The organism is Phyllobacterium endophyticum (assembly GCF_003010935.1).
Lineage (GTDB): Bacteria > Pseudomonadota > Alphaproteobacteria > Rhizobiales > Rhizobiaceae > Phyllobacterium > Phyllobacterium endophyticum.
This window is the reverse complement of the sequence record NZ_PGGN01000001.1, coordinates 752318-777276: the sequence shown is the minus strand read 5'-3', so window position 1 is coordinate 777276 and position 24959 is coordinate 752318. Positions and strand designations below refer to the sequence as shown.

Below are 24959 nucleotides of genomic sequence, written 5' to 3'. Positions count from 1 at the left end.
AAGTATTGGGCATTACGAGGCGATTATCAAGGTAATGGCGATGCGCCATATTCGCCGTATCAAGCCATTCAAGCCATTCAAGCCATTCAAGCGAGGCCTGCCTCCCAGGCGCCTCCACTCAACAAGGACAAGACAATGCCTCTCGCTCTTCTGGCGTTGACCATCAGCGCCTATGCCATCGGGACGACGGAATTCGTCATCGTCGGCCTCCTGCCCACGGTCGCCGCCGACCTCAACATCACCCTGCCGCTGGCGGGTCTCATCGTCAGCGTTTATGCGCTCGGCGTAACCTTTGGCGCGCCTGTGCTTACCGCACTTACCGGCCGTATCGAGCGGAAGCCTTTGCTGCTCGGTCTCATGACGCTCTTCATCGTCGGCAATACAGCCGCCGCACTCTCGCCCAACTATGAACTCCTGCTGGTCGCCCGGGTGCTCAGCGCTTTCGCGCATGGCGTATTCTTCTCCGTCGGCGCGACCATCGCGGCTGACCTGGTTGCGCCAAACAGGCGCGCGTCCGCCATAGCCATGATGTTCCTCGGTCTGACCGTTGCCATCGTTACCGGTGTGCCGCTGGGCACCTTCATCGGCCAGCAACTGGGTTGGCGCGCAACGTTCTGGGCCGTCTCAGGACTTGGTGTCATCGCTTTTCTCGCCATTGCCGTCCTGCTGCCCGCAAAGATCGTCAAGGCAGAACCTGCCCGCCTGATCGATCAGCTTCGTGTGCTTGCCAATGGCCGGCTGATCCTCGCCTTCGGCATGACCGCGCTCGGCTATGGCGGCACATTCGTCATGTTCACCTTCCTTGCCCCGGTGCTTCAGGAGATTACCGGTTATGCCGGTTCGACGGTCAGTCTCATCCTCGTGCTCTACGGCCTGTCCATCGCCATAGGCAATATAGTCGGCGGGCGCGTTGCGGACGGCAATCCGGTTGGCGCGCTCGCAGTGATGTTCCTGCTGCAGGCAATCGTTCTTGCCGCCTTCACCTTCACAGCTGCATCCCCCATATGGTCATTGGTGACGCTTGCTGCCCTCGGTGCCCTCTCCTTCTCCAATGTTCCTGGTCTTCAGCTTTATGTTGTGCAACTTGCCAAGATCCACACGCCCGAAACTGTCGATGTTGCCTCCGCGCTCAACATCGCAGCCTTCAACCTCGGTATTGCCGGTGGCGCGTTCCTCGGCGGTATCGTCGTCGCCTCGCCGCTCGGACTCGGTGCAACTCCCTGGGTTGGTGCACTCCTCGTGATCGGTGCGCTCGGCCTCACACTCTGGAGCCAGATGCTGGACCGCCGTGCCGAGGCTACCGAAGCTCTGGCAACCTGCTAGGCGAAAGGAAATCAGATGTTCAATGTTAACGCCAATGGCGCAAGTATTCCGGCAATCGGCTTCGGAACGTTTCGCATCCCGGGGACTGACGTGCTGCGTATGGTCCCCGCCGCCCTTAAGGTTGGTTACCGTCACATCGATACCGCACAGATTTATGGCAACGAGGCCGAGGTCGGCGAAGCCATGGCCTCTTCAGGCGTTGCGCGCGGCGATATATTTCTCACCACCAAGGTTTGGGTGGACCGATACCCGCATGATCCATTCATAAACTCGGTCGACGAAAGCCTGAAGAAGCTGAAGACCGACTATGTCGATCTTCTGCTTCTTCATTGGCCGCAGAGCAATGTGCCCCTTGCAGAACGGATTGCGGCGTTGAACGAAGTTCGCGACGCCGGAAAGGTCCGTCATATCGGCGTCAGCAATTTCAACACGGCGCTTATGGCAGAAGCTGCCGCGCTCAGCCCGGCTCCGATCGCCACCAACCAGGTCGAGTACCATCCGTATCTCGACCAGAGTGCGGTGCTCGGGTCCGCCCGCAAGCATGGCATGAGCATTACTGCCTACTATGCGATGGCCGACGGCAAGGTGATCGATGACCCCGTCATCAAGGAGATCGCCAAGGTTCACGGCAGGAGCCCCGCGCAAGTGGTCCTGCGCTGGCTGGTCCAGCAGGATAGTGTCGTTGCCTTGTCCAAGACGGTCAGCGAAGAACGCGCTCGCAGCAATTTCGAAATCTTCGATTTTGAGCTTTCAACGGAAGAAATGCAGGCTCTGCACAATCTCGCCAGATCCGCCGGCCGCATCGTCAGCCCCGGGCACCTTGCGCCGCAGTGGGACTGACAATTGCCAATGCCCGCGCCCTCCAGCGGCGGTGGTAGTTATCGTACCTGCGATGGCAACCACTCTTGCCCATGTGGCCAGAGCCTATCTGGATGCAACCTGGGGCAAGTATGCGTTCACTAGGCTTACAACCTGCGCATCGCGTTTCTTCGCCGTTTCGCCTCCCATGACCACAGCTACAAGTTGCCGGCCATGGTCGCTGATCGATGTAACGATGTTGAAACCCGACGCACGGACGTAGCCCGTCTTGATCCCGTCCGCGCCATTCAACTGGGCAAGAACGCGGTTGTGTCCCCGGATCAGCTTGCCGTTGTAGACGAAGTCCTGCGTGCCGAAATAGTAGTATTGCTGGGGAAAATGCCGGCGCAAGGCAAGCCCAAGCAGAGCCATGTCGCGCGCTGTCGTGATCTGCTGCGGGTCTGGCAAGCCCGATGCATTGTGGAAGTTGGTGCCGCGCATACCGAGTTGCCGTGCCTTCGCCGTCATCTGCGCGGCGAATTGCTCTTCGGTGCCACCGAGATACTCGGCTAGTGCTGCAGCGACGTCATTGGCAGATTTGACAACGATCGCCTTGATGGCGGTATCAACGTCAATCGTCTGACCGGGTTTGATGCCAAGCTTGCTGGGGGCCTGCGATGCCGCATGTGCCGAAACGGGCATAGTCGTCGCCTTGGAAATCCGTCCCGCCTGCATGGCTTCGAAGGTCATGTACAGCGTCATCATCTTGGTCAGCGACGCCGGAACGCGCGGCAGGTCGGCATTCGCCTGGTAGAGAACCGCGCCGGTGCTGCCGTCAACGACGATGGAGGCGGATTTTTCCGAAACAGGAGCCACTACAGCAGGGGTCACCGTGTCCAGTGTTGCGGCTGTCGTACATCCGCTTGCCGTGCCCAGGATCAAACCCATCAACGCAATGACTTTTGAAAAGGAATAGATCGACATAGGGACTCGCAGCACGTTTAATTCCGGACATAATGCTTATGCGAAAGCGCAGAAGTCTAGGGCGGGACGGTTAACAATTCAGCTTAGTCCGGCTTGTTAGCCGATTTGATGATATCGGCCAACCATGACGCCCATAGCAAATTGTCGCGTGCTACGCGGTCAGCACCACCTTGACGCTGCGCGACCGGTCCAGCGCCACCCGAAAAGCTGCCGGCGCATCTGCAAGCCTGTATTCACCGGTCACGAGCCGCAGCACATCGATTTTGCCTTCGACGATCAGTTCGACCGCTTCGAAGAACTCGTCGCCGAAACGGAAAGTCCCGATGAGATCGAGCTCCTTCGACATGATCGCATTCGCCGGTACGGGAATGGATCCGCCAGCGAGATTTCCGACCTGCACCACGGTTCCACCGCGCCTTACGGTGCGAATGGCTGATGCAAGTCCCGCAGCTGTGCCGGATATTTCAAAAGCGATATCGAATGGCGTGGCTGCCGCGAAGCCCGCAAGTTGCTCTTCGCCCAGCGACAGATCGATTGTCTGGTCAGCGCCAAGCTCTTGCGCGAATTTCAGGGGTGCAGCCGCAACGTCAACCATCGCCACCGACCCAGCACCTGCGTGGTTGATCGCGAGCATGGTCAGGAGACCGATCGGCCCGGAACCGAAAATGATGGTCGATGTGCCTTTCACGTGACCCGCGCGGCGTACCGCGTGCAGGCAAACGGCAAGCGGTTCGGCGAGCGCCGCGGCCTGGTAGGGAAGGTCGGCGGGAACCTTCACGCATTGCGCAGCAGTCGCATCGAACAGGCTGGCGAACCCTCCCTGCATGTGCGGCGTCTTTGATGCTGAACCCATGAAGTAGATATTCTCGCACAAATTGGCACGGCCTTCATGGCAGTAAGCACAGGTCCCGCACCAGCGAGACGGGTTGACCGCGACCCTGTCACCCACGGCTAGGCCGCTGACATCGCGGCCGGTCTCGACGACCTCGCCGGCCACTTCGTGACCGAGTATGAGCGGCGACGTGACGACGAAATCGCCGGTTTTCGCATGGCGGAAATAGTGCATGTCGGAACCGCATATGCCGGCGGCCCCAAAGCGGACCCGCACCATGTTTGGCGCAAGGTCACCGAGTTCGATATCTACGACGCGAAGATCTTCGGCGGCGAATAGGGTGGCGGCTATGCCTTTGCTGCTCATTTGATTAGTCCCAGCTGTGTTGGAAGCCAAAGAGTGATGGCTGGAATGAATGTGATGGCGATCAGTGCGATGAACAGTGGAACCAGCCAGGGCAGGATCGCCATGGTGGTGCGCTCGACGGATAGTTTCGCGACACGCGACAAGACGAACAGCACCATTCCAAGCGGCGGGTGCAGCAGACCAATCATCAGGTTCAGGGTCATGATCAAGCCGAAATGTACCGGATCGATGCCGAATTTCAGCACCAGCGGCAAAAGGATCGGCACGAGGATCGTGATGGCGGCGATCGTATCGAGGAAGCAGCCTACGAACAGCATCAGCAAGTTCACAAGGATCAGGAATACCCATTTGTTTTCGGTAATCGATAGAATGGCTGCCGAAAGAAGCTGTGCCGCCTGGCTTACGGTCAGAAGCCACGCAAAGACGGATGCAGCCGTCACGATGAACAGGACCGAGGCTGTTGTCTCTATCGTATCAAAGCTGGCCTTGGCCAGGCTTTTGAGGGTCATGGTGCGATATCGCACGAGCCCGAGGAACAGCGACCACAGGACCGCCGCGACGGCGGCTTCGGTCGGCGTGAACCAGCCCATGGTCATGCCGCCGATGAGGATCACCGGCGTCATCAGCGCCATCACGGCGGAGAAATCGAAATACCAGTCGGCGGCGAGCAGCAGCACGAGCGCGATTCCGACTGCGGCATTGATCGAAAGGCCGGTGAGCATCAGAAGATAGATGACGACTGGAACGCAGGCGACCACCACAATCTCGAGCGAAGCTTCCAGGAGCTGCTTCAACTCGAAGGGTGTGTCGGAGCCCCAGCTTTTGACGTAGGCGAATATCGCAACGGTAACCATCATTAACAGCGTCATGACAAGGCCGGGTACGATGCCCGCCATGAACAACGCCCCGATCGAGACGTTGGCCATCATGCCGTAGATGACGAAGGGCAGCGACGGCGGGAAGATCGGGCCAAGCGTCGCGGAAGCCGCCGTAACACCGACAGCAGCCTCTACCGGGTAGCCATGATCCTTCATGGCCTTGATCTCGATGGTGCCGATGCCTGCGGCGTCGGCAAGAGCCGTTCCCGACATTCCGGAGAATATGACCGACCCGATGATGTTGACCTGGGCCAGTCCGCCCCTCATCCAACCCACGAGGGCGACGGCGAAGGAATAGATGCGGCCCGTGACACCTGCCGAATTCATCAGGTTGCCGGCGAGGATGAAGAAAGGCACCGCGAGAAGCGGAAAGCTTTCGACACCGGCAATCATTCGCTGCGCAACGATAATGTCCGGTGCGACCCCGAAGAACACGAGATAGAGCACCGAGGCGACAGCCATGGAAATGGCAACCGGCACGCCAACGATCATGAGAACAAGAAAAGTACCAACGAGCAATAACATCAATCAGTCCTCGATCTTCTGGAATTCTTCGGGCCGTTCGAGAACAGAATAGCCCCGGCGAATATTGCGAATGAAAACCTGAATTGAGCGAAGCAGCATCAGCACGAATGAGATGAGCACGCCGTAAAAGACGATATTGCGCGGAAGATCGACTGTGACCATGCGTTCCTCCGCAACGATTTCGACATACCGCCACATCAACCAGACCGCGTAGGCGAAGAAGCCGATCCGCACCACATCGACAAAGTTCGACAATATGCGAGCCACTCCCGCCGGCAGATAATGATAGAGCACGTCCACCTGGATGTGCCGTGAAACGCGCACGCACATTATGGAGCCAAGAAAGACGACGCCGATCAGGCAGTTGATCGCGATTTCCTCCGTCCACGCGTAGCTGTCGTTCATGACATAACGCGTAAAGAACTGCAGAAAGACGCACCCGGTCATCAACCAGAAGACGACGAGCGTCAGCCAGTCCTCCACGGCATAGTCCGACAGATCGGCGACGGGCGCCGCATCCTCGAAGGAGTGCGCCAATTCTTCGGCCGTAATTTGCGTGTGTACTTCATTTGACATGTGCGGTCTCCGGTCGTCAGGCGTGTGGAGTGTGGCCGGACGGATGCACCGCCCGGCCCCGATTGATCACTCCTTGATCGCGCGAATGGCTTCCCAGTCGGATTTCTCGTAACCGAAATCCTCGAACTTCACCTTTTCGACCACGTTCTTTTCGAAGTCGGCCTTGTCGACTTCAGTTACGCTCAGACCCTTTTCCTTGAATGTGGCGACGAGCTGCTTTTCCTTGTCGGAGATGATCTTCGTCGTACGTTCGGCAGCTTCCTGCATCACATCACCGAAGATCTTCTTGTCCTCATCGGAAAGGCTGGCCCAGAGCTGCTTGGAAATGACGGTATTGAGGTGATCCACGATATGGCCGGTCAGGATGATGTTCTTCTGAACCTCGAAGAACTTCTTGGCTTCAATCGTGGTCAGCGGGTTCTCCTGAGCCTCGACCGTGCCATTCTGCAATGCGAGATAGACTTCCGCAAAAGCGATTGGTGTCGTATTGGCACCGCAGGCGCGCGGCATGGCGAGATAGGCCGGCACATCGGGCACGCGGATCTTCAGACCTTGCATATCCGAGCATTTGGCAATCGGCTTGTTGGATGTTGTTTGCCTCGTGCCGTAATAGCTGACGGCCGCGATATGGTTGCCGGTCTTTGCCTCATAACCTGCCGCAAGACGCTTGAAGACGTCGCTCTTCGTGTAGGCGATCAGGTGTTCCGGGCCGCGGAAGATGTAGGGAAAATAGGTCACGCCGATCGGCTTGTAGTCGCGCGCGGCAAAGCTCGAACCGGAAATGATGATATCGACCGTTCCGAGCCTCAGTCCCTGATTGATATCGGCTTCCTTTCCCAGCTGTGAAGCGGGGAAAACATCGATCTTGTATCGTCCATTGGTGCGCTTGGCGATCTCTTCCGAAGCCCATACGGACTCCGTGTGAAAAGGCTCGGATGTTTCGTAGACATGCGCCCATTTGAGCGCTGTTTGCGCTTGTGCCATGACGGCCGATAGCGCGAGAGCGGCAACCGCCCCCATGATTGTCGTCAGCTTGATCTTCATATCTTTCCTCCCAGTTGAATTCAGGCCTTGATACTTACAGTCCGCCCTCCCGCAGGATGGCTCTTTTCATTTTCCAGCTCCTCGTCGAAGCTTCTGGAAAATCTCAGTTGCGATTGCAGCAAATGATGCTGCATCGCTGTCTTGGCACGTGACGGGTCGCCCGAGACGATGGCATCGCGGATTGCCCTGTGTTCCTCGAACGCCTCGCGCCAGGATACGGGACTCTCGAAATAACTAGCCAGCTTTTCGAAATATGGCGTCATGCGCTGGTCGAAGAGTTCGCCGACGAAACGATTGAGCGCCGCGTTCTCGATAATGCCGGCAATGGTCATGTGGAAAGTCCGGTCAAGCGCAATGGATGTGCGCGGATCGTTGAATGTGCTTGCCATTTTCGTCAGGACATCATCGAGGGTGGCGATGTGCTCGGGCGTAATCGCGCTGGCCGCCTCTTCGGCGATTGCGCACTCGATCAGGGAACGCGCTCGCAGGAGTTCGAACGGACCCTCCATGTCTTCGGCAGGGGAAGGGGCCGGTTTTGCGCGCTGCAGGCGCGTAACATAGATGCCGGAGCCCATGCGGATATGGACAAGCCCTTCGACTTCGAGCGCAATCAAAGCCTCGCGGATGGTTGGACGGGAAACACCGAGCTTGTCGGCAAGTTCGCGCTCGCCCGGCAGCCGTTCGCCCACGGCGAAGTCACCGTTCTCGATCAGCGTGCGGACTTGGTCTGCCACTTGCCTGTACAATCGGCGTGGCTGAATGGCTGCAAACATTGGTCCTCCCCGCACGGCTCTCCCCTCCGCGCTCGACTGGTAAACTGGCCTTACCAATACTCAACTGATACATTGATATATATGAACGAGTCAAGCACCTGCGACTAGCGATGGTTCAGCCCTCCCCTGCCGGTTCTCACGTGATGTTTCGGTGTGTAATGCAAAGTTATTGCCGGTTCCCCATTCGAACAAGCTATGACGGTTCTAACATCTGCCAAGCTTCCGGTGACAAATGCCTGATATACGACTGCCGCGCGCCTTCACTTGCCTCGGTCTTGCCCTGGCTCTCGGCGCTTGCACGACAGCGGATCCGAAACTGCCCAATGCCGCATCCATTCCGCTTCCCCAGCCCTCGCCGCGACTTGCGGCTGCGGAGCCCGCACCGCAGCAGAAATCCTCGGAAAAATCCGTAGATGGTCTCATCTCCAAATACTCCGTCGCTTATGCAGTGCCGGAATCGCTGGTGCGCCGGGTCGTGCAGCGTGAAAGCAGGTTCAACCCTTTGGCGCGCAACGGTCCCTATTGGGGCCTCATGCAGATGCTACCCGCAACGGCGCGCGGCCTCGGGCATGATGGCAGCGCCAAGGACCTGCTCGACGCCGAAACCAACCTTAAATTCGGCGTGAAATATCTGGCGGGAGCCTACAAGGTCGCGGACTACAACCCGGATCAGGCTGTGCGGCTCTATTCGCGCGGGTACTATTATCAAGCCAAGCGCAAGGGCATGCTAGACGTTCTGAAGCCCGGTCCTGCAAATGGCGAGAGCGCTCCGGTGGTTGCCGCTATTGCCGCTCCGGCCGGGAGCATAACCTCACCCGCGGGCGAAACACCCATGACCGAGGTGTCCGCGCCTGCGTCAACTGCCCAACTCGCCTATGCTGACGAGCGCGTGGTGCTGCCTGCAACCGTGCCTTTGCCGTTCGAGCGGCCGGACCTGACCAATACGGTCACGCCAACCACCAGCGGTGGAAATGGTGCACAGGCCCGCGTCCCTGCCCCACTTTAAGGGCTCCGGCCGCAGAAATCGCCGCCGTCAGGTATTCTTTTGCCGCCGCTACTGCTGTTCCTGGCTCAAGACCTAGTGCCATCCCTGCGGTGATCGCTGCCGCCAGCGTGCAGCCGGTGCCATGATCATGGGTCGTCTTTATGCGAACGCTCTCGAAGCGCAGCATCGTCACTCCATCGAACAACAGGTCCGTGCACAGGTCGCCTTTCGCATGACCACCTTTGACCAGCACCGCCGATGCTCCCAACGATAGCAATTTATCGGCTTGCCTGGCCGCTTGCATTTCGTTGTCCGCGATGGGCTGTCCTGTCAGCAATGCCGCTTCTGGCAGATTGGGCGTCAGCACCATCGCTCGTGGCAGCAGTTGCTCCCGCAGCGCCTCGATGGCCTCTGGTTCCAGCAACCGATCGCCCGATGTCGCAACCATAACGGGATCCAGCACCACCCTGCGGCCCCAGTCTTTCAACGCGCCCGCGATTGCCTCGATCGTTTCGACCCCGCCGACCATTCCGATCTTGATGGCCTTGACGTCGATATCCGACAGGACTGCATCGATCTGCGCGCGGACAATTTCGGGTGAAAGCGTCTCGATTGCCGTCACGCCGCGCGTGTTCTGGGCGGTGACTGCCGTCAGGACGCTCGTGCCATAGACGCCAAGCGCCGAGAAAGTCTTCAAGTCCGCCTGTATGCCGGCGCCGCCTCCGCTGTCGGAACCCGCAATAGTCAGGGCGATAGCGGTCATGCCCTTGCCTCGAGCGAGGCATTGACCGCCAACAGCAATGCAGCGGTCGCAGCTTGCGGATCGTCCTGCCGGAAGATCGCCGAGATCACCGCCACGCCATCGGCTCCCGCTTCGATGGCGGGAGGTGTACGTGCAAGATCGATCCCGGCAATCGCACCGATCGGCAGGTTTGGCTTCGCCTCGCGGATAATCGACGCCAGACGGCGGAAGCCTTCGAATCCGATAGGCTCAAGGTTGTGTTTCGCCGGTGTTTCGAACAGGCCGCCAATACAGGCGTAGTCAATATCAGCTTCGATAGCGTCCCGGGCGTCGGCCTCGTTCTTGACCGTAAGGCCGATGATGGCGTCCGGTCCGAGCAGGCGGCGCGCGTCTGCCACAAGCATGTCCTCACGGCCAACATGCACGCCTTCGACGCCAGCGGCGAGCGCCACGTCGATACGGTCATTGACCACCAGCGGCACACCGGTTCCCTTCAGCGCCACGTGGATCGTTCTCGCCCTCTCAACCATCGAACGCGTCGGCGAATTCTTGTCCCGATACTGGATGATCGTCGCCCCGCCACGCGCAGCGGCAAGCGCGAGCTCGCCCAAATCCCGACCATGCCCGATCGCATCCACATCGACGATGGCATTCAGCCGGTAGTCTACTTTTGAAACAGCCACAGATGAGCTCCATTGTATTGGAGATCCCGGCCAATGTGCGAAGTGAAGGTTAAGCGCGAAGAAGGCCCAATTCCCGTTCCTACGCCGGCATGACCCGGATCAGGTTCAAGGGTCCAGCTCGACGCTGTCTCAGCACTGTACAGTGCTCCCCTCGGAATGAGCTGATGATGGAGCGGCGCAGACGCGAAGTCAATTGCGCCGCTTCTGTTGTTCCTAATCTGTCAGACGCACGGACTCGTTGTCCACGGCTTTGCAGGCGGATGTCACCGTGTAGAAAAAGTCCTGCTGGGGCCAGCCGCCGCCATCTTCCCATGCGTGTTTGTGGGTGCCGCCTTCACAACTGAAAATGTCCGTAAGAGGTGGTGTGGAGCCAGCCGGGAGTTGCTTTCCGTCGACAAACAGATGGTTCACGGTTAGCGGATCATCTGTCCTGAGAGTTGAATCATACGTCTTCTTGTTCTTGTTCTTTTCGCAGACGACAAACCTCGCGGAAGTGTTAGGATTACTGAATCCAATGTCACAACCGTCGGTCTTAACTTCCATTTTCAAATACACACTGTTGTAGTCGCCAAGTGTGATGGACTGCATCTGGTCCTTGGGCGGCGTAGTCGTGCCGATGCCTCGGCCACTTCCTCCACTGTGATCCGTCGGCTGGTACACGACCGTGCCGACAACTGTTTCGACGCCGTTCTTCACCGCAACGATAGTAATGCGCTTGAACCAATAACCGAATACGTCATCGACCTTGATGGTGGCGCTGCTCGGCTTCAGTGGCGCCAGGGCTGTCGCCGTCACGCCGATCGGCATCGAGTTCTTGTTCAATATCCGCATGAAGGTAGTGTTCGATTGGCCGTTGAGAGAAACCGTCACCAACTGATTGGCCGCCGAGAAGTTTATCGAAACGGCATCTGCGGCCTCATTGCCGAGATTGGCTTTCAGGTAGGCGCGTGCCCGTGCCTCCGCCTGCACAGCGTTCGTGCCTGTAAAGATGGAAGCCCCTGCAAGAGCAGCGGAATCGGCGGCGTTCTGCAATTTCGATCGCTCGTTTGAAGCGACGCTGTAATCCACAGCAAGCCCTGTCATGCCCATAAGCGGCACGAGCATCAATCCGAAGGTTATTGCTGTTGCCCCGCTGCGATCTTTAAGGAATTTTTGAATTTTTTTCATTGGCCCCACTCCGTCGTCGGGAGACCTTTGAATAGTCGGCGTGAATGCCTCCTTAGGAAATTCATTCACATTTTCACGATCAGCTTCCGCATGCGTGAATTGTGCTGAATCATTCTCGCAATGGTAAAAAACAGATGAATATTGCTGATGCTAATCCTGGACTTCCGGCCGCACGAACCCCTCGCTGGCAACGAGCAGGTTGCGCGTATAATCCTTGCTGACCTTGCGTCTGGCAAGTTCGCCCGCGGTCAGACGTTCCACCTCCGCGCCATTCTGCATCACCATCAGGCGGTCGCACATGTGGGTGACGACGGCGAGGTCATGGCTGACCATCACGAAGGTCAGCTTGCGGGCGCGCCTGATCTGCTCAAGCAGGTTGAGCACTTCCGCCTGAACCGAGGCGTCGAGCGCCGATGTCGGCTCGTCGAGAAGCAGGATGGATGGCTCGAGGATCAGTGCTCGTGCAATAGCCACGCGCTGGCGCTGACCACCCGAAAGCTGGTGCGAATAACGAAACCGGAAGCTCGAGCCCAGCCCCACTTCGTCCAGTGCGCGCAGGATACGCTGTTCGATATCGCTGAATCCATGAATGACCAGCGGCTCAAGCAGCAGGCGGTCCACCGTCTGGCGCGGATGCAGCGAGCCATAAGGGTCCTGGAATACCATCTGTACTTCGCGGTAGAATGCCTTGGTTCGCGTTGAACCGAGTGTCTTGCCATTGACGGTTATCGTCCCATCCTTGACCGGGGCCAAGCCCGCGACTGCACGCAGCAGGGTCGACTTTCCTGAACCGGATTCACCGACGAGGCCGAACGACTCGCCCGGCGCAACATCGAGGCTGACGCCGCGCAAGGCGAGGAAACGATCGAATTTAACCTGGAGATCTTCAATCACCAATGCGTTGGAGCGGGAGGGTGTCATGCTGCCCATTCCGGCTTGCGCTCAAGCACTGGCAATGGGTGCCGGTCGGCACCGATCTGCGGCATGCAGTTGAGCAATCCCTGCGTGTAGGGATGCTTGGCGTTGTGCAGGTCGCTGGCGGCGATCTCCTCGACGATCCGCCCTGCATACATGACGATAACCCTGTCACAGAAGGATGAGACCAGCCGCAGATCATGCGAGATGAAGATCAGCCCCATGCCCCTGTCGCGCACCAGATCGTCGAGGATCCGCAACACGTCGAGTTGCACTGTCACGTCGAGCGCTGAAGTCGGCTCGTCCGCGATCAACAGTTCCGGCCCTGTGATCAACATCATGGCAATCATGGCACGCTGCCCCATGCCGCCCGATACTTCGTGCGGATGCAAGTCATATACCCGCTCCGGATCGCGTATCTGAACGGAAGAAAGCATGTCGAGGGCGCGCCTGCGAGCCTCTGCCTTGCTCACCTTCTCATGTGTCCTCAGCGTTTCGACGATCTGCCGTCCTATGCTCATCACCGGGTTGAGCGAATATTTCGGATCCTGCAAGATCATGGCGATACGGTTGCCGCGAAGGCTGCGCCGCTGCTTCACCGAAGCGCCGAGCAAATCGATACCGTCGAAATTCAGCTTCCGTGCGGTGATTTTCGCATGGGGCGGCGTCAATCCCATGATGGCGCGGCCGGTCTGCGATTTTCCCGAACCGGATTCGCCGACTATCCCGAGCCTCTCGCGTCCGAGGGTGAAGGAAACCCCGCGCACTGCGTCGATAGTTCCGGTACGCGTTGGAAACTGAACCCTCAGGTCCTCGACGCTCAGCATGATGCTCATTGATTGCTGCCCCGCGGGTCGAGCGCGTCGCGCAGTCCGTCGCCTAGCAGATTGAACCCCAGGCTGACGATGAGGATGGCAAAACCCGGCGCTGCCGCAACCCACCATTGGTCCATGATGAAACGACGGCCGGACGCGATCATCGCGCCCCACTCCGGTAGCGGCGGCTGCGCACCGAGCCCCAGAAATCCGAGCCCTGCGGCCGTAAGGATGATACCGGCCATGTCGAGCGTCACGCGCACGATCAGGGACGAGAGACATAGCGGCATGATGTGACGCAACACTATTCGAACTGGCGAAGCCCCCATCAGCCGTACAGCAGCAATGTAATCGGAATTGCGAACGGTAAGTGTTTCGGCCCGAGCGATGCGCGCATAAGGTGGCCAGGAAGTGATGGCAATGGCGATGACAGCATTTCCGATGCCCGGTCCAAGCGCTGCAACGAAGGCGAGCGCCAGGATGAGTTTTGGAAACGCCAGGAAGATATCGGTGATGCGCATCAGCACGGAGTCGGTCCAGCCACCTGCATAACCGGCGACCGTGCCGACCAGAAGCCCTATGGGAGCGGCAATGATGGCGACGAGGATGACCACGTAGAGCGTCAGCCGGGAACCATAGATCAGCCTCGACAGGATATCGCGCCCCTGGTCGTCCGTGCCGAGCAGGTACTCGCCGCCCGGTGGCAGAAGGCGCGCGTTGCGCAGGTCGCCGACCACCGGCGAATGCGGCGCCAGCACATCGGCGAACGCTGCGACGAGCAGAAGGGCAATGATGATGGCAAGACCGACAACAGCCAGCTTGTTGCTGGCGAACCTGCCCCAAACGAGATAGGCGCGGCCCAGGCGTGCCTGCATGCGCGATTGTGGCCGGTCGCTCGTCAGCCATTGTCGGCGTGTAAGGGTGGGTACAGTCATCTCATGACCCCAAAACCTGGTCGTAGGGTGGCAAATTTTTCATCGTGCGCGCGTCCGTGGGTCAAGCGCCCGATACAGAAGATCGGACAGGAGGTTGATGGCGACGAAAACCGTGCCGATGATAATGGTGCCGCCAAGGACGGCATTCATGTCGGCATTCTGAAGCGAGTTGGTGATATAGAGCCCCAGTCCCGGCCAGGAGAAGACCGTTTCGGTCAGCACGGAACCCTCCAGCAACCCCGCGTAGGATAGTGCGATCACCGTGACGAGCGGCACCGCGGCGTTGCGCAATGCGTGACCCCAGATGATGCGCGTTTCCGACAAGCCTTTGGCGCGGGCGGCAACGATATATTCCTGTTCCAGTTCATTGAGCATGAATGACCGTGTCATGCGGCTGATATAGGCGAGTGAGAAATAGCCCAGCAATGAGGCAGGCAGGATAATGAAGCTGAAAATATTCCAGAATGCGTCCCAGTTCTTCTGCAGGATAGCGTCCAGCAGATAGAACCCCGTGATTGGCGTGAATGTGTATTCGTAGACGACATCGATACGGCCCGGGCCTGACGTCCAGCCGAGCTTGGCATAGAACACCACGAGGCCAATCATCCCGAGCCAGAAAATGGGAACGGAATAACCTATCAGGCCGATAACGCGCACGATCTGGTCGATGATGCTGCCGCGCTTGACGGCCGCCAGCACCCCCAGTGGAACACCGAAAACCGCTCCGATGATCGTGCCGAATGTCGCAAGCTCCATCGTGGCGGGAAATACCCGCCTTATGTCCTGCATGACCGGGTTGGTCGTCAGGACCGAATTGCCGAAATTTCCCTCCAGCACGCCCTGCACATAGATGAAGAACTGCCGGTAAAGCGGCAGATTGAGGCCGAGTTCTTCCCGTACGCGCTCGACCACGTGCGCGGGCGCACGGTCTCCGACAATCGCAAGCGCCGGATCGATGGGTATGACCCGGCCGATGAAGAACGTCACGGCAATGAGCCCAAGGAATGTGATGATGCCAACCAGCACGAACCTGCCGGCCGCCCAAGCGAAATTGGAAGCCCAGGCGCCGGAAGGCCTGGTCTCCCATTGCATGTCGGGGTTGGTCAACGGTGCGATCCCCGGATCACTTCGAGATATTGAAGACGTAGTTCGTATCGAACGACGGTCCTAGCTTGAAGCCCTTGAGGTTAGAACGATAGCCCGCAACCTCGATCTGCTGGAAAATCATGATGAAGGGGCTTTTTTCAAGCACCTTTCTCTGCAGGTCCTGATACATCTTGGCACGCTTGGCGCCATCGCGCTCAAGCAGCGCAGCCTTCGTTTCCTTCGTCAGTTCCGGCACATCCCAGGCATTGCGCCATGCAAGCGTCTTGTTGGTACCCTCATCCGAATTGTTGGGATTGTTGGTAAATGTGTCGGCATTGGAATGAGGATCCCAGTAATCCACGCCCCACTGACCGATATACATGTCGTGTGTGCGCGCGCGGTACTTGGTTAGCGTCTGCTTACCATCACCCGGGATGATTTCCATCTTCACGCCGGCCTGCGCGAAAGTCTGCTGAACGGATTCGGCAATGCCCGTGACCGGCTGGTTGTTGCGCACGTCCATGGTGACGGAGAAACCGTCCTTCAAGCCCGCCTTTTCCAGCAGCTCCTTGGCCTTGGCGACGTCAAGCTTATAGGGGTTCTCATCGAGTTCGCCGAGAACCCCCTTCGGCAGGAATGTCTGGTGAATTTCGCCGATGCCCTTGATCAGCTTCTCGCCGATCGCATCGTAGTCGACAAGATATTTCAGCGCTTCACTCACGCCCGGTTTGGCAAGGTCCGCGTTCTTCTGGTTGAGGCTGATATAATAGACCGTGCCCTTTGGCGCGTTGGTGGTCGCGATGTCACTATTCTTGACGACCTGCTCCAGATCGTTCGGTTCAAGGTTGCGGGCAATGTCGATATCACCTTTCTCGAGGAGCAGCCGCTGCGCCGCGCTTTCCTTCACGTGACGATAGATCACGCGCATAAGCGGTGCCTTGGTTCCCCAATAGTTGTCATTGCGTTCAAGCACGATGATTTCGTTGGCCCGCCAGTCGCGGATTTTCATCGGGCCGGAACCGGCATAGGCGGTCTTCAGCCACGCCCAGCCGAAATCATCGTTGACCACATGTTCGGAAACCAGCTTCTTGTCGACCACCGAGGCCACCGTTGCGGTCAGGCAGTTCAACACAAAGCTCGGTGCGTAAGGCTGATCGACCGTGAACACGAAGGTAGAAGGATCGGTTGCCTTGGCCTTTTCGGCGACATTGTCTGGCTTCAGGCCGAACTGGGTCAGGATGAATGCCGGGCTCTTGTCGAGCTTGACGGCGCGTTCGAACGACCAGGCGACGTCATCAGCCGTGATGGGGTTGCCGGAGGCGAATTTCAGCCCCTGCTTCAGCTTGAAAGTGTAGGTCAGGCCATCGTCGGACACTGTCCAGCTTTCTGCAATATCGGCAACGACCTTCGACGGATCATTGATGTCGAGGCGAACCAGCTTGTCATAGGTATTGCCGTTGATTTCCCCGGTCGTCAGCTCGAAAGCCTCGGCCGGGTCAAGTGTGATCACGTCATCGATGGCGAAGGCTTCGACGAGCGTATCGGCTGGCGTTGCGGCCCAGCCCGGTACGCCGGAAAGCAACATCGCGGATAGTGCCGCGCCACCAAGAAGTAGCCGGAATTTTGTGCTGATCTGGTTCGTCAACATTGTTGTGGTTCCCTGTTTATGAGCAATTTCACTCTTTGGTTGTTGTTTCATGCCAGGCCGAGCGCAACACGCGCAGCCAGTTTCCACGGCAAATCTTGGCAAGCTCCTGTTCCGAATATCCGGCGTCCCGCAATGCCACAACCAGGTTTTGATTGCCGCTCGCGTCCCCGATTTCACCGGGGATTTTAGCACCATCGAAGTCAGAACCAAGTGCCACGCAATCTATGCCCATCCTGTTGACCATATAGTCTATATGCCGGACCATATCGGCCAGCGGCGTGTCGGCATTTTCCCGCGCATCGGGCCGTAGCATGGCCACCGCGTAGTTGAGCCCGACAAGACCCCTGCTCTCGCGGATCGCGTCGAGCTGCTTATCCGTCAGGTTGCGCGCAACGGGCGTGAGCGCATGAACATTGGAGTGACTTGCGACGAGTGGCTGATCGCTGATCCGCGCCACGTCCCAGAAGCCCTTCTCGGTTATATGGGCAAGATCGACGAGTATGCCGAGGCGATTGCAGGCCCTGACGAGTTCCTCGCCGGTTTCGGTAAGCCCTGGCCCAGTATCCGGCCCCGAGGGATAGGCGAATGGCACGCCATGCGCAAAGATATTGTTGCGGCTCCACACGGGGCCGAGTGAGCGCAGGCCCGCGGCATAGAACACATCGAGCGCCGCAAGATCGCTGTCGATTGCCTCGCAGCCCTCCATGTGAAGCACCGCTGCAAATATTTCGCTTTCTATGCAGCCGGCGATCTCGGCTGTGCTGCGGCAGAGCTTCCAACCGCCTGACCGTTCAAGCTTCAGTGCGATCGATGCCATTTCCATCGCGATGTCCAGCGACGGAGCGCGCTCCAGGGGAGCGGCAAGCGGCGTCGCATAATGGCCATTGGCATCAGGCGCCTTGAAAGCGAGATCACCGGAAGGAACATAGATCGCGCAAAGCCCGCCGATCAGCCCGCCCTTGCGTGCCCTGATCTTGTCGATATGACCCGATTTCGCGCCTTCTATGAATTCCTTGACCGGGTCTGCTCCGTCTTTTGAATGTTTCCACAACCGGTAGAGCACGTCGTTGTGACCATCGAAGACAGGCTGCATTTCAATTCCCGTTCAGATTGACGTGAAAAGACCACAAGTTCGCCGGGTAATCTCTTGTCGACCTTGGCGCCCGTTGCCTTTTTCGACAAAAGATCATGATGCCCGCGAACAGGCAAGAGAGTTGTTGTACAAAAGTATAAAGACAGGTCATCTTGCAACTTCCAGCTACCTGCAACCGAAGACGACGTGCAATCCGCTTAGGAGCCCGGGAACCAAATTGATCAAGCTGACGCCCTAGCCATCTTGATGGCAGGACCAAGATGACCTATGTTATCTTCCAAACGGAGTATTCTCATGGCCGAACCTCAATTATCAGTCCGAAGCGCCAGAGCGCGCGACTTGGCACACCGCCTCGCCAGCCGTGAAAATAGGTCGATTGCTGAAATTGTCGAGCGGGCTCTTGAATCCTATGAAGTTCGCGAAACTGGACGGGAGCCAGCGCCGGCCTTCTACACCCGCCTTTCGAACGAAGCCGGTACGGATGTCGACCTGGAGACTGTCATCAGGCAAGGCCGTCGCGGTCATTCCGGTCCTGAGCTTTGATCTTTTTGGACACCAATGTTATTTCCGAAACCTTAAGCAAGGCGCCGAGCGCTGCTGTCATCGCTTGGCTCGTCCGGCATGATTCGGAACTGGCTTTACCGACTGTAACCATCGCAGAAATCGCATTTGGTATTCAGAAGATACTACCCGATCAGCGCGCCCTTCGTCTGGAGAAAGGTCTTGCCGAATGGCGTCGGCGTTTTGCTGACCGCATATTTGGTTTAACCGAAGAGGCTGCGATGGCCTATGGCGAGATCATGGGAAGTGCCGCACGCCAGGGATCAACCATGTCGGCGCCTGACGGCATGATCGCGGCCATTGTTCGCGTGAATGGCGGTCGTTTGGCCACTCGAAACGTCACCGATTACAGCACGAGCGGTCTCGACGTCATCTCTCCCTGGGAACGATGAGGCATGTTCCTCTCGCCGCTACGCCGGCTTACCGCTCGACCTAAACGTCCAGATTGGCGACGCTCAGCGCGTTGTCCTGAATGAAGTCGCGGCGCGGTTCGACATCGTCGCCCATGAGCCTTGAGAAGAGGCTGTCCGCGTCGGTCGCGTCGTTGACCTTTACCTGCAGCAGCGAGCGCGCATTCGGATCGAGCGTCGTCTCCCAAAGCTGGTCGGCATTCATCTCACCAAGACCCTTGTACCGCTGCAGCGACAGACCCTTGCGTCCGGCTGCGAAGACAGCCTCGAGCAATGCGATGGGCCCGGCGACAGAATCGAACTTGTCCTTGCGGCGCAGCACAGGCGGTTTCGAAAAAATGTCGTGCAGACGCGCTGAATACCGGTCGAGTTGACGCGCATCGGCCGATCCGATCAGCGCCATGTCCAGCGTGACCGTCTCCTTGACGCCGCGGAGTGAGCGCTCGAAAACATAACCATCGACACCGTCGTCGGGTGTTGCAAGACGTCCGGACCAGCCCTTTTCTGTTTCCTCGGCGATCAGGTCAAGGCGCCCGGCGACTTCGGTCACCAGCGCCTGTGCGCGGGGCGTATCGGAAATGGCTTCAGGATTGAGCGCACCGGCAATGGTCGCCTGCTCCACCACAGCGCGGTCATAACGGGTATTCAGTCCCTGCAGAAGATGGCGCACGGCCATCGCATCGTTGATCACCGAGCGCAGGTCGGCACCGGTACGTACCTCGCCCGAGTCGAGTTCGAGCGACGCTTCCTCCAGCCCGGAATCGATCAGGAATTCCTCATAGGCAATTTCGTTCTTGATATATTGCGAGGATTTCCCCCGGGAAACCTTATAAAGCGGCGGCTGCGCAATGTAGATGTGACCACGCTCGATAAGCTCCGGCATCTGGCGGAAGAAGAAGGTCAGAAGCAGCGTACGAATATGCGCGCCGTCGACATCGGCGTCGGTCATGATGATGATCTTGTGGTAACGCAGCTTGTCGGGATTGAACTCATCCTTGCCAATGCTGGTGCCGAGCGCCAGGATCAAGGTACCGATCTGGTCCGATGACAGCATACGGTCCAGCTTTACGCGTTCGACATTGAGGATCTTGCCGCGCAGCGGCAGGATTGCCTGGTTCTGGCGCGAACGCCCGCCCTTGGCCGAACCGCCGGCGCTGTCGCCCTCCACGATGAAGATCTCGGACTTGGCCGGGTCCTTCTCCTGGCAATCGGCAAGCTTCCCGGGAAGCGAGCTGATGCTGAGCGAATTCTTGCGGGTGATGTCGCGCGCCTTGCGCGCAGCCTCACGCGCAGAGGCGGCCTGGATGACCTTGTCGACCAGCACCTTACCTTCTGCCGGATGCTCCTCGAGCCATGTTGAAAGCGCCTCGTTCACCAGACTTTCAACGACGGCACGCACCTCCGACGAAACCAGCTTGTCCTTGGTCTGCGACGAGAATTTCGGGTCGGGCACCTTCACCGAAAGCACGGCGGTCAAACCCTCGCGGCAATCGTCGCCGGTGAGCGTCACTTTCGCCTTCTTGGCCTGGCCGGTGCTTTCAGCATAGCCGGTCATCTGGCGCGTCAGTGCACCGCGGAAACCGGCAAGATGCGTACCGCCGTCGCGCTGCGGGATGTTGTTGGTGAAGCAGAGAACATTTTCGTGGTAGCTGTCATTCCACCACATTGCGACTTCGACGGTCGTGTCGTCGCGCTCACCGCGTATGTAGATCGGTTCGTTGACGAGTTCCTTCTTGGAGCGGTCAAGGTATTTGACATAGGCGGTCAGGCCGCCTTCATAGAAAAGTTCAAGGTCCACCGGGTCGGCGTGCCTTCGGTCCGAAAGCAGGATACGCACACCTGAATTCAGGAACGCCAATTCCCGCAGCCGGTGTTCGAGCGTCTTGAAATCGAACTCGACCATGGTGAACGTATCGGTGGATGGCAGGAAAGAAACTTCGGTTCCCGTGAGGCCGTCGGAATCGCCGGTCACCTTTAGCGGCGCATCCGCGACACCATGGGTAAAGCTCATCTCGTAGATCTTGCCCTGGCGGCGAATTTTCAGTTTCAGCCAGACAGACAGCGCATTCACGACCGAAACGCCGACGCCGTGCAAGCCGCCCGAAACCTTGTAGGAGTTCTGGTCGAATTTACCGCCCGCATGGAGTTGTGTCATGATGACTTCGGCTGCAGACACGCCTTCGGAGTGCATGTCGGTGGGGATGCCGCGGCCGTTGTCGGTCACCGTGCAGGAACCATCCGGGTTCAACGTCACAGTGACGCGCGTGGCATGGCCCGCCAGCGCCTCATCGATAGCGTTGTCGACCACTTCGTAGACCATGTGGTGAAGCCCGGACCCGTCATCCGTATCACCGATATACATTCCAGGGCGTTTGCGTACTGCATCCAACCCCTTGAGGACTTTGATGGACTCCGCGCCATATTCCGGCGAGGATTCGATTGTCATCTCGGGTGTATCACTCATATAAAATTCTATCTTTCCTGACGCCGGAACCGGCGCGTCCCGTCCTTATAGCATAGATCAGGCGAATCATGCCCGAATACTACGCCAGATATAGTGATTATTGCAGGTTTTTCCAATTCCTGGAGCTTGATATCCACGGATGATGGCCGGAATGCGCCAGCGTAGCGCAATGTGCGTTCAAGGCGCATTGAACAACACCAATGCAGCCATTTTTCTTGGCCGAAACCGGATTGGGGGCGGGCGCAGCCTCCGACATCGGACGGGCAAAAACACGACTGCCGCCAGAAACGCTGCAAACCCGTGGCAACATCTCGAAACTGAGAATGCAAGCCTTCGAACCTTTTTCCCGGACGCCCCTGAACTTGCGATGTTGCGCCCATCGTCGGTAAAACTGTCAAAGTTCCCGCCGGACGATATTACAATTGTCGAGGTTCCTCGGTTCCAATGTTGTGGCTGTCAACCTTGTAGCCTTCGAGCGTCACAATCGTCAAAGTTCCCGACCTCCGATATCGCAGCAGCAAAAGCGTGGCCTTCCAGCAGTACAACTGTTCGAAGTTCCGCTGGCGACGTTAAAACCGTCAAAGGTCCCGCCGGGCGACGTTACAAGTGTCGAACTCCCTGACTTCCGATGTCACAGCTGTCAAAGGCCCGGCCTTCGGGCATTGCAATCGTAGAAGTTCTCCCTTTCCGAACGTTCCGAATTGTCGAAGTTTTTTTCTTCGGCGGTACAATCGTCAAAGTTCCCGACCTCCAATGTTCCGGCAGCAAAGGTCTTGCCTTTCAGCAGTACAACGGTCGAAGGTCCTGCTTCCGACGTTACAGCTATCAAAGATCCCAGCCTTCGGGCATTGCAATCGTAGAAGTTCTCCCTTCCGAACGTTCCGAATTGTCGAAGTTCCCGATTTTCGATGTTCCAGCAGCAAAGGTCTGGCCTTCTAGCAGTACTACCTTCAACGTTCCCGCTGGTCGATGTTACAATCGTCGCAATTCCTCACTTTCGATGTCACAGTAGCAAAAGGCCCCACCTTTCAAGCAGTACAACGGTCGAAGGTCCTGCCTCCGACAGTACAATCGTCAAAGGTCCACCGGCCAACGTCACATCCGTCGAAGTTCCTGACTTCCGATGTGACATCAGCAAAGATCCCAGCCTTCGGGCATTGCAATCGTCGAAGTTCTCCCTTTTCGAACGTTCACAATCGTCGAAGTTCCTGCCTGCGACGGTGCAATAATCGTCAAAGTTCCTGATTTCCACATCAGCAAAGGCCCCACCTTTCAAGCAGCACAACGGTCGAAGGTCCTGACTCCGACAGTACAATCGTCAAAGGTCCCGCCGAACGATTACAATCGTCGAAGTTCCTGTCTTTGACCATACAACTGACACGGGCAACGCTGGTGAAACGTCCGCACCTTTGCTCCGGCAATCATTCGATCATCTGAACACTCCCCTCGGACGCTGGCTTTGCAATGGGCGATTGCGCATCAAGAAACCCCTTGACCTCGCTAAAAGTGAGGCTGCCATCCTTGTTGCGATCAATTTCATCGAATTGGCCGACGAGATATCCAACACCTGCCTTGTCCGCCGACGCGACGGTCACACGACCTGTCGAGGGATCAATCGCCCGGTTAAACATCGATCTGATACGCTCATCGAGCGCACCTCGCACCGACCGCGGCGAGATTGGGGCCGGGGTCTCCTTCACGGATTCCTCGCGGCGATGTGGCAGACGCACGATCATGCGCTGCGGTGGCTGGCGCAATACGATCGTGTCGCTTGCATCTGCAGTTGACACTGGCAAGATGGCAGCGAGACATCCGGTCAACACCAGAAACAATAGTTTGCTCATTGTCTTCCTCCATTCAAGCCAGCAGCCCTCAGATCGTCTGCCGCGTGATCCAACCTACGCAAAACCGGCATTCCCGATATGACATTCGTGCCCGCACCAGGTGTTATGGCAGGTGCCCGGTCATAGAAATCCTTAAGGTCGGAAAGCACCCGGTCGGCGTCGTTGGTGTGAGCTGGGTCCACGCCATGACCTCCCTCATAGAGTTTTATCGGCATCTGGGCCGATAGCCCCGCGGCCGCAATATTGAGTTCATTCTGATGGAACGGGGTGTTGAGATCGTAGTAGCCGTGTTCGATGAGGACCTTGAGTGCTGGATTCAATGTCCGGCTATATGCCAGGTCATTGATGCTGGTTCCAGTGCGGTCACCATTGGCGGGGGGCGGCAGGATATGATTGGATCTGTAATTCCATAAATTGATAATCTCACCATTATATCCCAAGTAGGGAGAAACCTGATCATAGCCAATGAACTGTTTCTGATAGGTCTTGATATAATCGTAGGCCACACTTGTGCGGTCAAATGACGGATCAACTTTGTCAATGGGAATAGCCACTCTGCCGTCCGTAAGCTGAAGCTTCACCTTTGGATCAAGCAGCCTCGTAAACCTCGCAGGTTCCATGTTGGGATTCTCGACCCAGGGATTGCCGGCCAGACCATCACCTGGCTTATAGAGCTTGCCAATTCCAGTATATTTATAGAGCTGGTTGACAAAATCTGCTCCATCCTGTGTCCGAAGATACGCATCCCAACCGGTCCTGTCCGGTTTTTCCTTCAACATTCCCGAAAATTCAGCACCGGCACGCTTATTGAATTTGGCGGCAAATTCACGAACATTATCCACATATTCTGCAGTTTCACCGTCTCGTCTCGTGTACTTATCCTTATAGCTCGCAACCATGGCGTATGTCGGCAAGACACCTCCGCAAGGAGCATCATACGATCGCAGACAGTCCGTGTTCAGGTCCAACAGGGGCGAGTTCAGGATCAACCCATTCAGAATATTCGTGGATTCCTTATTCGCCGAGTATTTTTTAGTTTCGCTTTCCAGCAGCAATCCACTCATGACGGGGACACGAATGCCACTATACGAAACGCCGTAAATGTACTTTGGCGAAAGCTGCCGATTATTGACGTTGACGTAACGAGTAACGAAATCGCTCAAGACCTGCGCATCACGTTCCACGCCCCAGTAGTCGCTGTTCACGCCGGGGGATACCGCCGAAGAATAACCCGTACCAATCGGGTCAACAAACACGAGATCGGTTTTATCGAGCAATGTGTTTGGATTGTCGATCAGTTGCAATGGTCCACTTGCGGGCAGTGGAAGCGTGAAATCTTTGGGACCAAGAAAACCAAGGTCGAGATCCGCCGAAGCGCTCCCGGGCCCTCCATTGAAGATGAATGTCACAGGCCGCGAACCCTTGGGCAGGTCGTCACGTGTATAGGCTGTATAAAAAATTGCGGCGCTGCCAAAGTCTGGCATCGTACGGATAATAGTCGTCCCGCCACTC

Annotated in this window: 23 protein-coding genes and 1 riboswitch; of the genes, 5 read left to right on the top strand and 18 right to left on the bottom strand. The window is 57.6% G+C overall.

What is annotated here, in order from left to right; all coding sequences use genetic code 11:
- The first annotated feature begins 135 nt into the window (after positions 1–135).
- The gene (locus tag CU100_RS03655) at positions 136–1323 is read left to right on the top strand and encodes an MFS transporter (RefSeq protein ID WP_106715974.1); all 1188 of its coding nucleotides are present in this window, start codon (positions 136–138) and stop codon (positions 1321–1323) included.
- 15 nt (positions 1324–1338) lie between these two features.
- Positions 1339–2163: an aldo/keto reductase gene (locus tag CU100_RS03650; protein WP_106715170.1), complete on the top strand. Its 825-nt coding sequence runs from the start codon at positions 1339–1341 to the stop codon at positions 2161–2163.
- A gap of 84 nt (positions 2164–2247) precedes the next feature.
- Here the strand turns inward: CU100_RS03650 and CU100_RS03645 are convergent, their stop codons facing one another.
- The 6 genes from CU100_RS03645 to CU100_RS03620 form a co-directional block, all read right to left on the bottom strand.
- On the bottom strand, positions 2248–3105 hold the full coding sequence (locus tag CU100_RS03645; RefSeq protein ID WP_106715169.1) for a D-alanyl-D-alanine carboxypeptidase family protein: 858 nt from the start codon (positions 3103–3105) through the stop codon (positions 2248–2250).
- Positions 3106–3256: 151 nt separating this feature from the next.
- Positions 3257–4303 carry an L-idonate 5-dehydrogenase gene (locus tag CU100_RS03640; protein WP_106715168.1) on the bottom strand — a complete coding sequence of 349 codons (1047 nt, stop codon included), beginning with the start codon at positions 4301–4303 and terminating at the stop codon, positions 3257–3259.
- On the bottom strand, positions 4300–5706 hold the full coding sequence (locus CU100_RS03635; protein WP_106715167.1) for a TRAP transporter large permease: 1407 nt from the start codon (positions 5704–5706) through the stop codon (positions 4300–4302). Before CU100_RS03635 ends, CU100_RS03640 begins: the two co-directional genes overlap by 4 nt.
- Before the next feature lie 3 nt (positions 5707–5709).
- Positions 5710–6282 (bottom strand): TRAP transporter small permease, encoded by a 573-nt coding sequence (locus tag CU100_RS03630; RefSeq protein WP_106715166.1) that lies wholly within the window; start codon positions 6280–6282, stop codon positions 5710–5712.
- A 66-nt stretch (positions 6283–6348) separates the two neighbouring features.
- Complete coding sequence (locus CU100_RS03625) at positions 6349–7326, bottom strand: sialic acid TRAP transporter substrate-binding protein SiaP (protein ID WP_106715165.1); 978 nt, start codon at positions 7324–7326, stop codon at positions 6349–6351.
- 20 nt (positions 7327–7346) lie between these two features.
- On the bottom strand, positions 7347–8099 hold the full coding sequence (locus tag CU100_RS03620) for a FadR/GntR family transcriptional regulator (RefSeq protein WP_106715164.1): 753 nt from the start codon (positions 8097–8099) through the stop codon (positions 7347–7349).
- Positions 8100–8331: 232 nt separating this feature from the next.
- Here CU100_RS03620 and CU100_RS27615 point away from each other — a divergent pair, with 232 nt between their 5' ends.
- Entirely contained in the window at positions 8332–9105 is a 774-nt protein-coding gene (locus CU100_RS27615) for a lytic transglycosylase domain-containing protein (RefSeq protein WP_106715163.1), read from the top strand.
- Here CU100_RS27615 and thiD read toward each other — a convergent pair.
- The 9 genes from thiD to CU100_RS03570 all read right to left on the bottom strand — a co-directional run bounded on the left by thiD (position 9047) and on the right by CU100_RS03570 (position 18168).
- A complete protein-coding gene (gene thiD, locus CU100_RS03610) occupies positions 9047–9847 on the bottom strand; it encodes a bifunctional hydroxymethylpyrimidine kinase/phosphomethylpyrimidine kinase (RefSeq protein WP_106715162.1) in 801 nt (266 codons plus the stop codon). The genes CU100_RS27615 and thiD overlap by 59 nt on opposite strands.
- Positions 9844–10509: a thiamine phosphate synthase gene (thiE, locus tag CU100_RS03605; RefSeq protein ID WP_106715161.1), complete on the bottom strand. Its 666-nt coding sequence runs from the start codon at positions 10507–10509 to the stop codon at positions 9844–9846. Before thiE ends, thiD begins: the two co-directional genes overlap by 4 nt.
- Before the next feature lie 59 nt (positions 10510–10568).
- Positions 10569–10671, bottom strand: a riboswitch (TPP riboswitch).
- Between the two features lie 51 nt (positions 10672–10722).
- Entirely contained in the window at positions 10723–11676 is a 954-nt protein-coding gene (locus CU100_RS03600) for a TadE/TadG family type IV pilus assembly protein (protein ID WP_106715160.1), read from the bottom strand.
- A 150-nt stretch (positions 11677–11826) separates the two neighbouring features.
- Complete coding sequence (locus tag CU100_RS03595) at positions 11827–12597, bottom strand: ABC transporter ATP-binding protein (RefSeq protein WP_106715973.1); 771 nt, start codon at positions 12595–12597, stop codon at positions 11827–11829.
- Entirely contained in the window at positions 12594–13427 is an 834-nt protein-coding gene (locus CU100_RS03590; RefSeq protein ID WP_106715159.1) for an ABC transporter ATP-binding protein, read from the bottom strand. Before CU100_RS03590 ends, CU100_RS03595 begins: the two co-directional genes overlap by 4 nt.
- Complete coding sequence (gene nikC / locus CU100_RS03585; RefSeq protein ID WP_106715158.1) at positions 13424–14341, bottom strand: nickel transporter permease; 918 nt, start codon at positions 14339–14341, stop codon at positions 13424–13426. Before nikC ends, CU100_RS03590 begins: the two co-directional genes overlap by 4 nt.
- A gap of 39 nt (positions 14342–14380) precedes the next feature.
- Positions 14381–15433 (bottom strand): ABC transporter permease, encoded by a 1053-nt coding sequence (locus CU100_RS03580; protein ID WP_106715157.1) that lies wholly within the window; start codon positions 15431–15433, stop codon positions 14381–14383.
- Between the two features lie 31 nt (positions 15434–15464).
- Positions 15465–17075, bottom strand: a complete 1611-nt coding sequence (locus CU100_RS03575) for an ABC transporter substrate-binding protein (RefSeq protein WP_170113720.1) — start codon at positions 17073–17075, stop codon at positions 15465–15467.
- Positions 17076–17103: 28 nt separating this feature from the next.
- Positions 17104–18168, bottom strand: a complete 1065-nt coding sequence (locus CU100_RS03570) for a dipeptidase (protein WP_106715156.1) — start codon at positions 18166–18168, stop codon at positions 17104–17106.
- Between the two features lie 294 nt (positions 18169–18462).
- Here CU100_RS03570 and CU100_RS03565 point away from each other — a divergent pair, with 294 nt between their 5' ends.
- Both CU100_RS03565 and CU100_RS03560 read left to right on the top strand, forming a co-directional pair.
- Positions 18463–18711 (top strand): plasmid stabilization protein, encoded by a 249-nt coding sequence (locus CU100_RS03565; protein ID WP_106715155.1) that lies wholly within the window; start codon positions 18463–18465, stop codon positions 18709–18711.
- Positions 18708–19121 (top strand): type II toxin-antitoxin system VapC family toxin, encoded by a 414-nt coding sequence (locus CU100_RS03560; protein WP_106715154.1) that lies wholly within the window; start codon positions 18708–18710, stop codon positions 19119–19121. The genes CU100_RS03565 and CU100_RS03560 overlap by 4 nt, the downstream gene beginning before the upstream one ends.
- A gap of 40 nt (positions 19122–19161) precedes the next feature.
- On the opposite strand, the gene gyrB is transcribed toward CU100_RS03560, so the two are convergent.
- From gyrB to CU100_RS03540, 3 genes are all read right to left on the bottom strand, one after another.
- Positions 19162–21585, bottom strand: coding sequence for a DNA topoisomerase (ATP-hydrolyzing) subunit B (gyrB, locus tag CU100_RS03555; RefSeq protein WP_407070308.1), 2424 nt, complete (start codon positions 21583–21585; stop codon positions 19162–19164).
- Between the two features lie 1439 nt (positions 21586–23024).
- Complete coding sequence (locus CU100_RS03545; RefSeq protein ID WP_106715151.1) at positions 23025–23447, bottom strand: EF-hand domain-containing protein; 423 nt, start codon at positions 23445–23447, stop codon at positions 23025–23027.
- A complete protein-coding gene (locus CU100_RS03540; RefSeq protein WP_245418950.1) occupies positions 23444–24931 on the bottom strand; it encodes a S10 family serine carboxypeptidase-like protein in 1488 nt (495 codons plus the stop codon). The genes CU100_RS03545 and CU100_RS03540 overlap by 4 nt, the downstream gene beginning before the upstream one ends.
- Positions 24932–24959 lie beyond the last annotated feature (28 nt).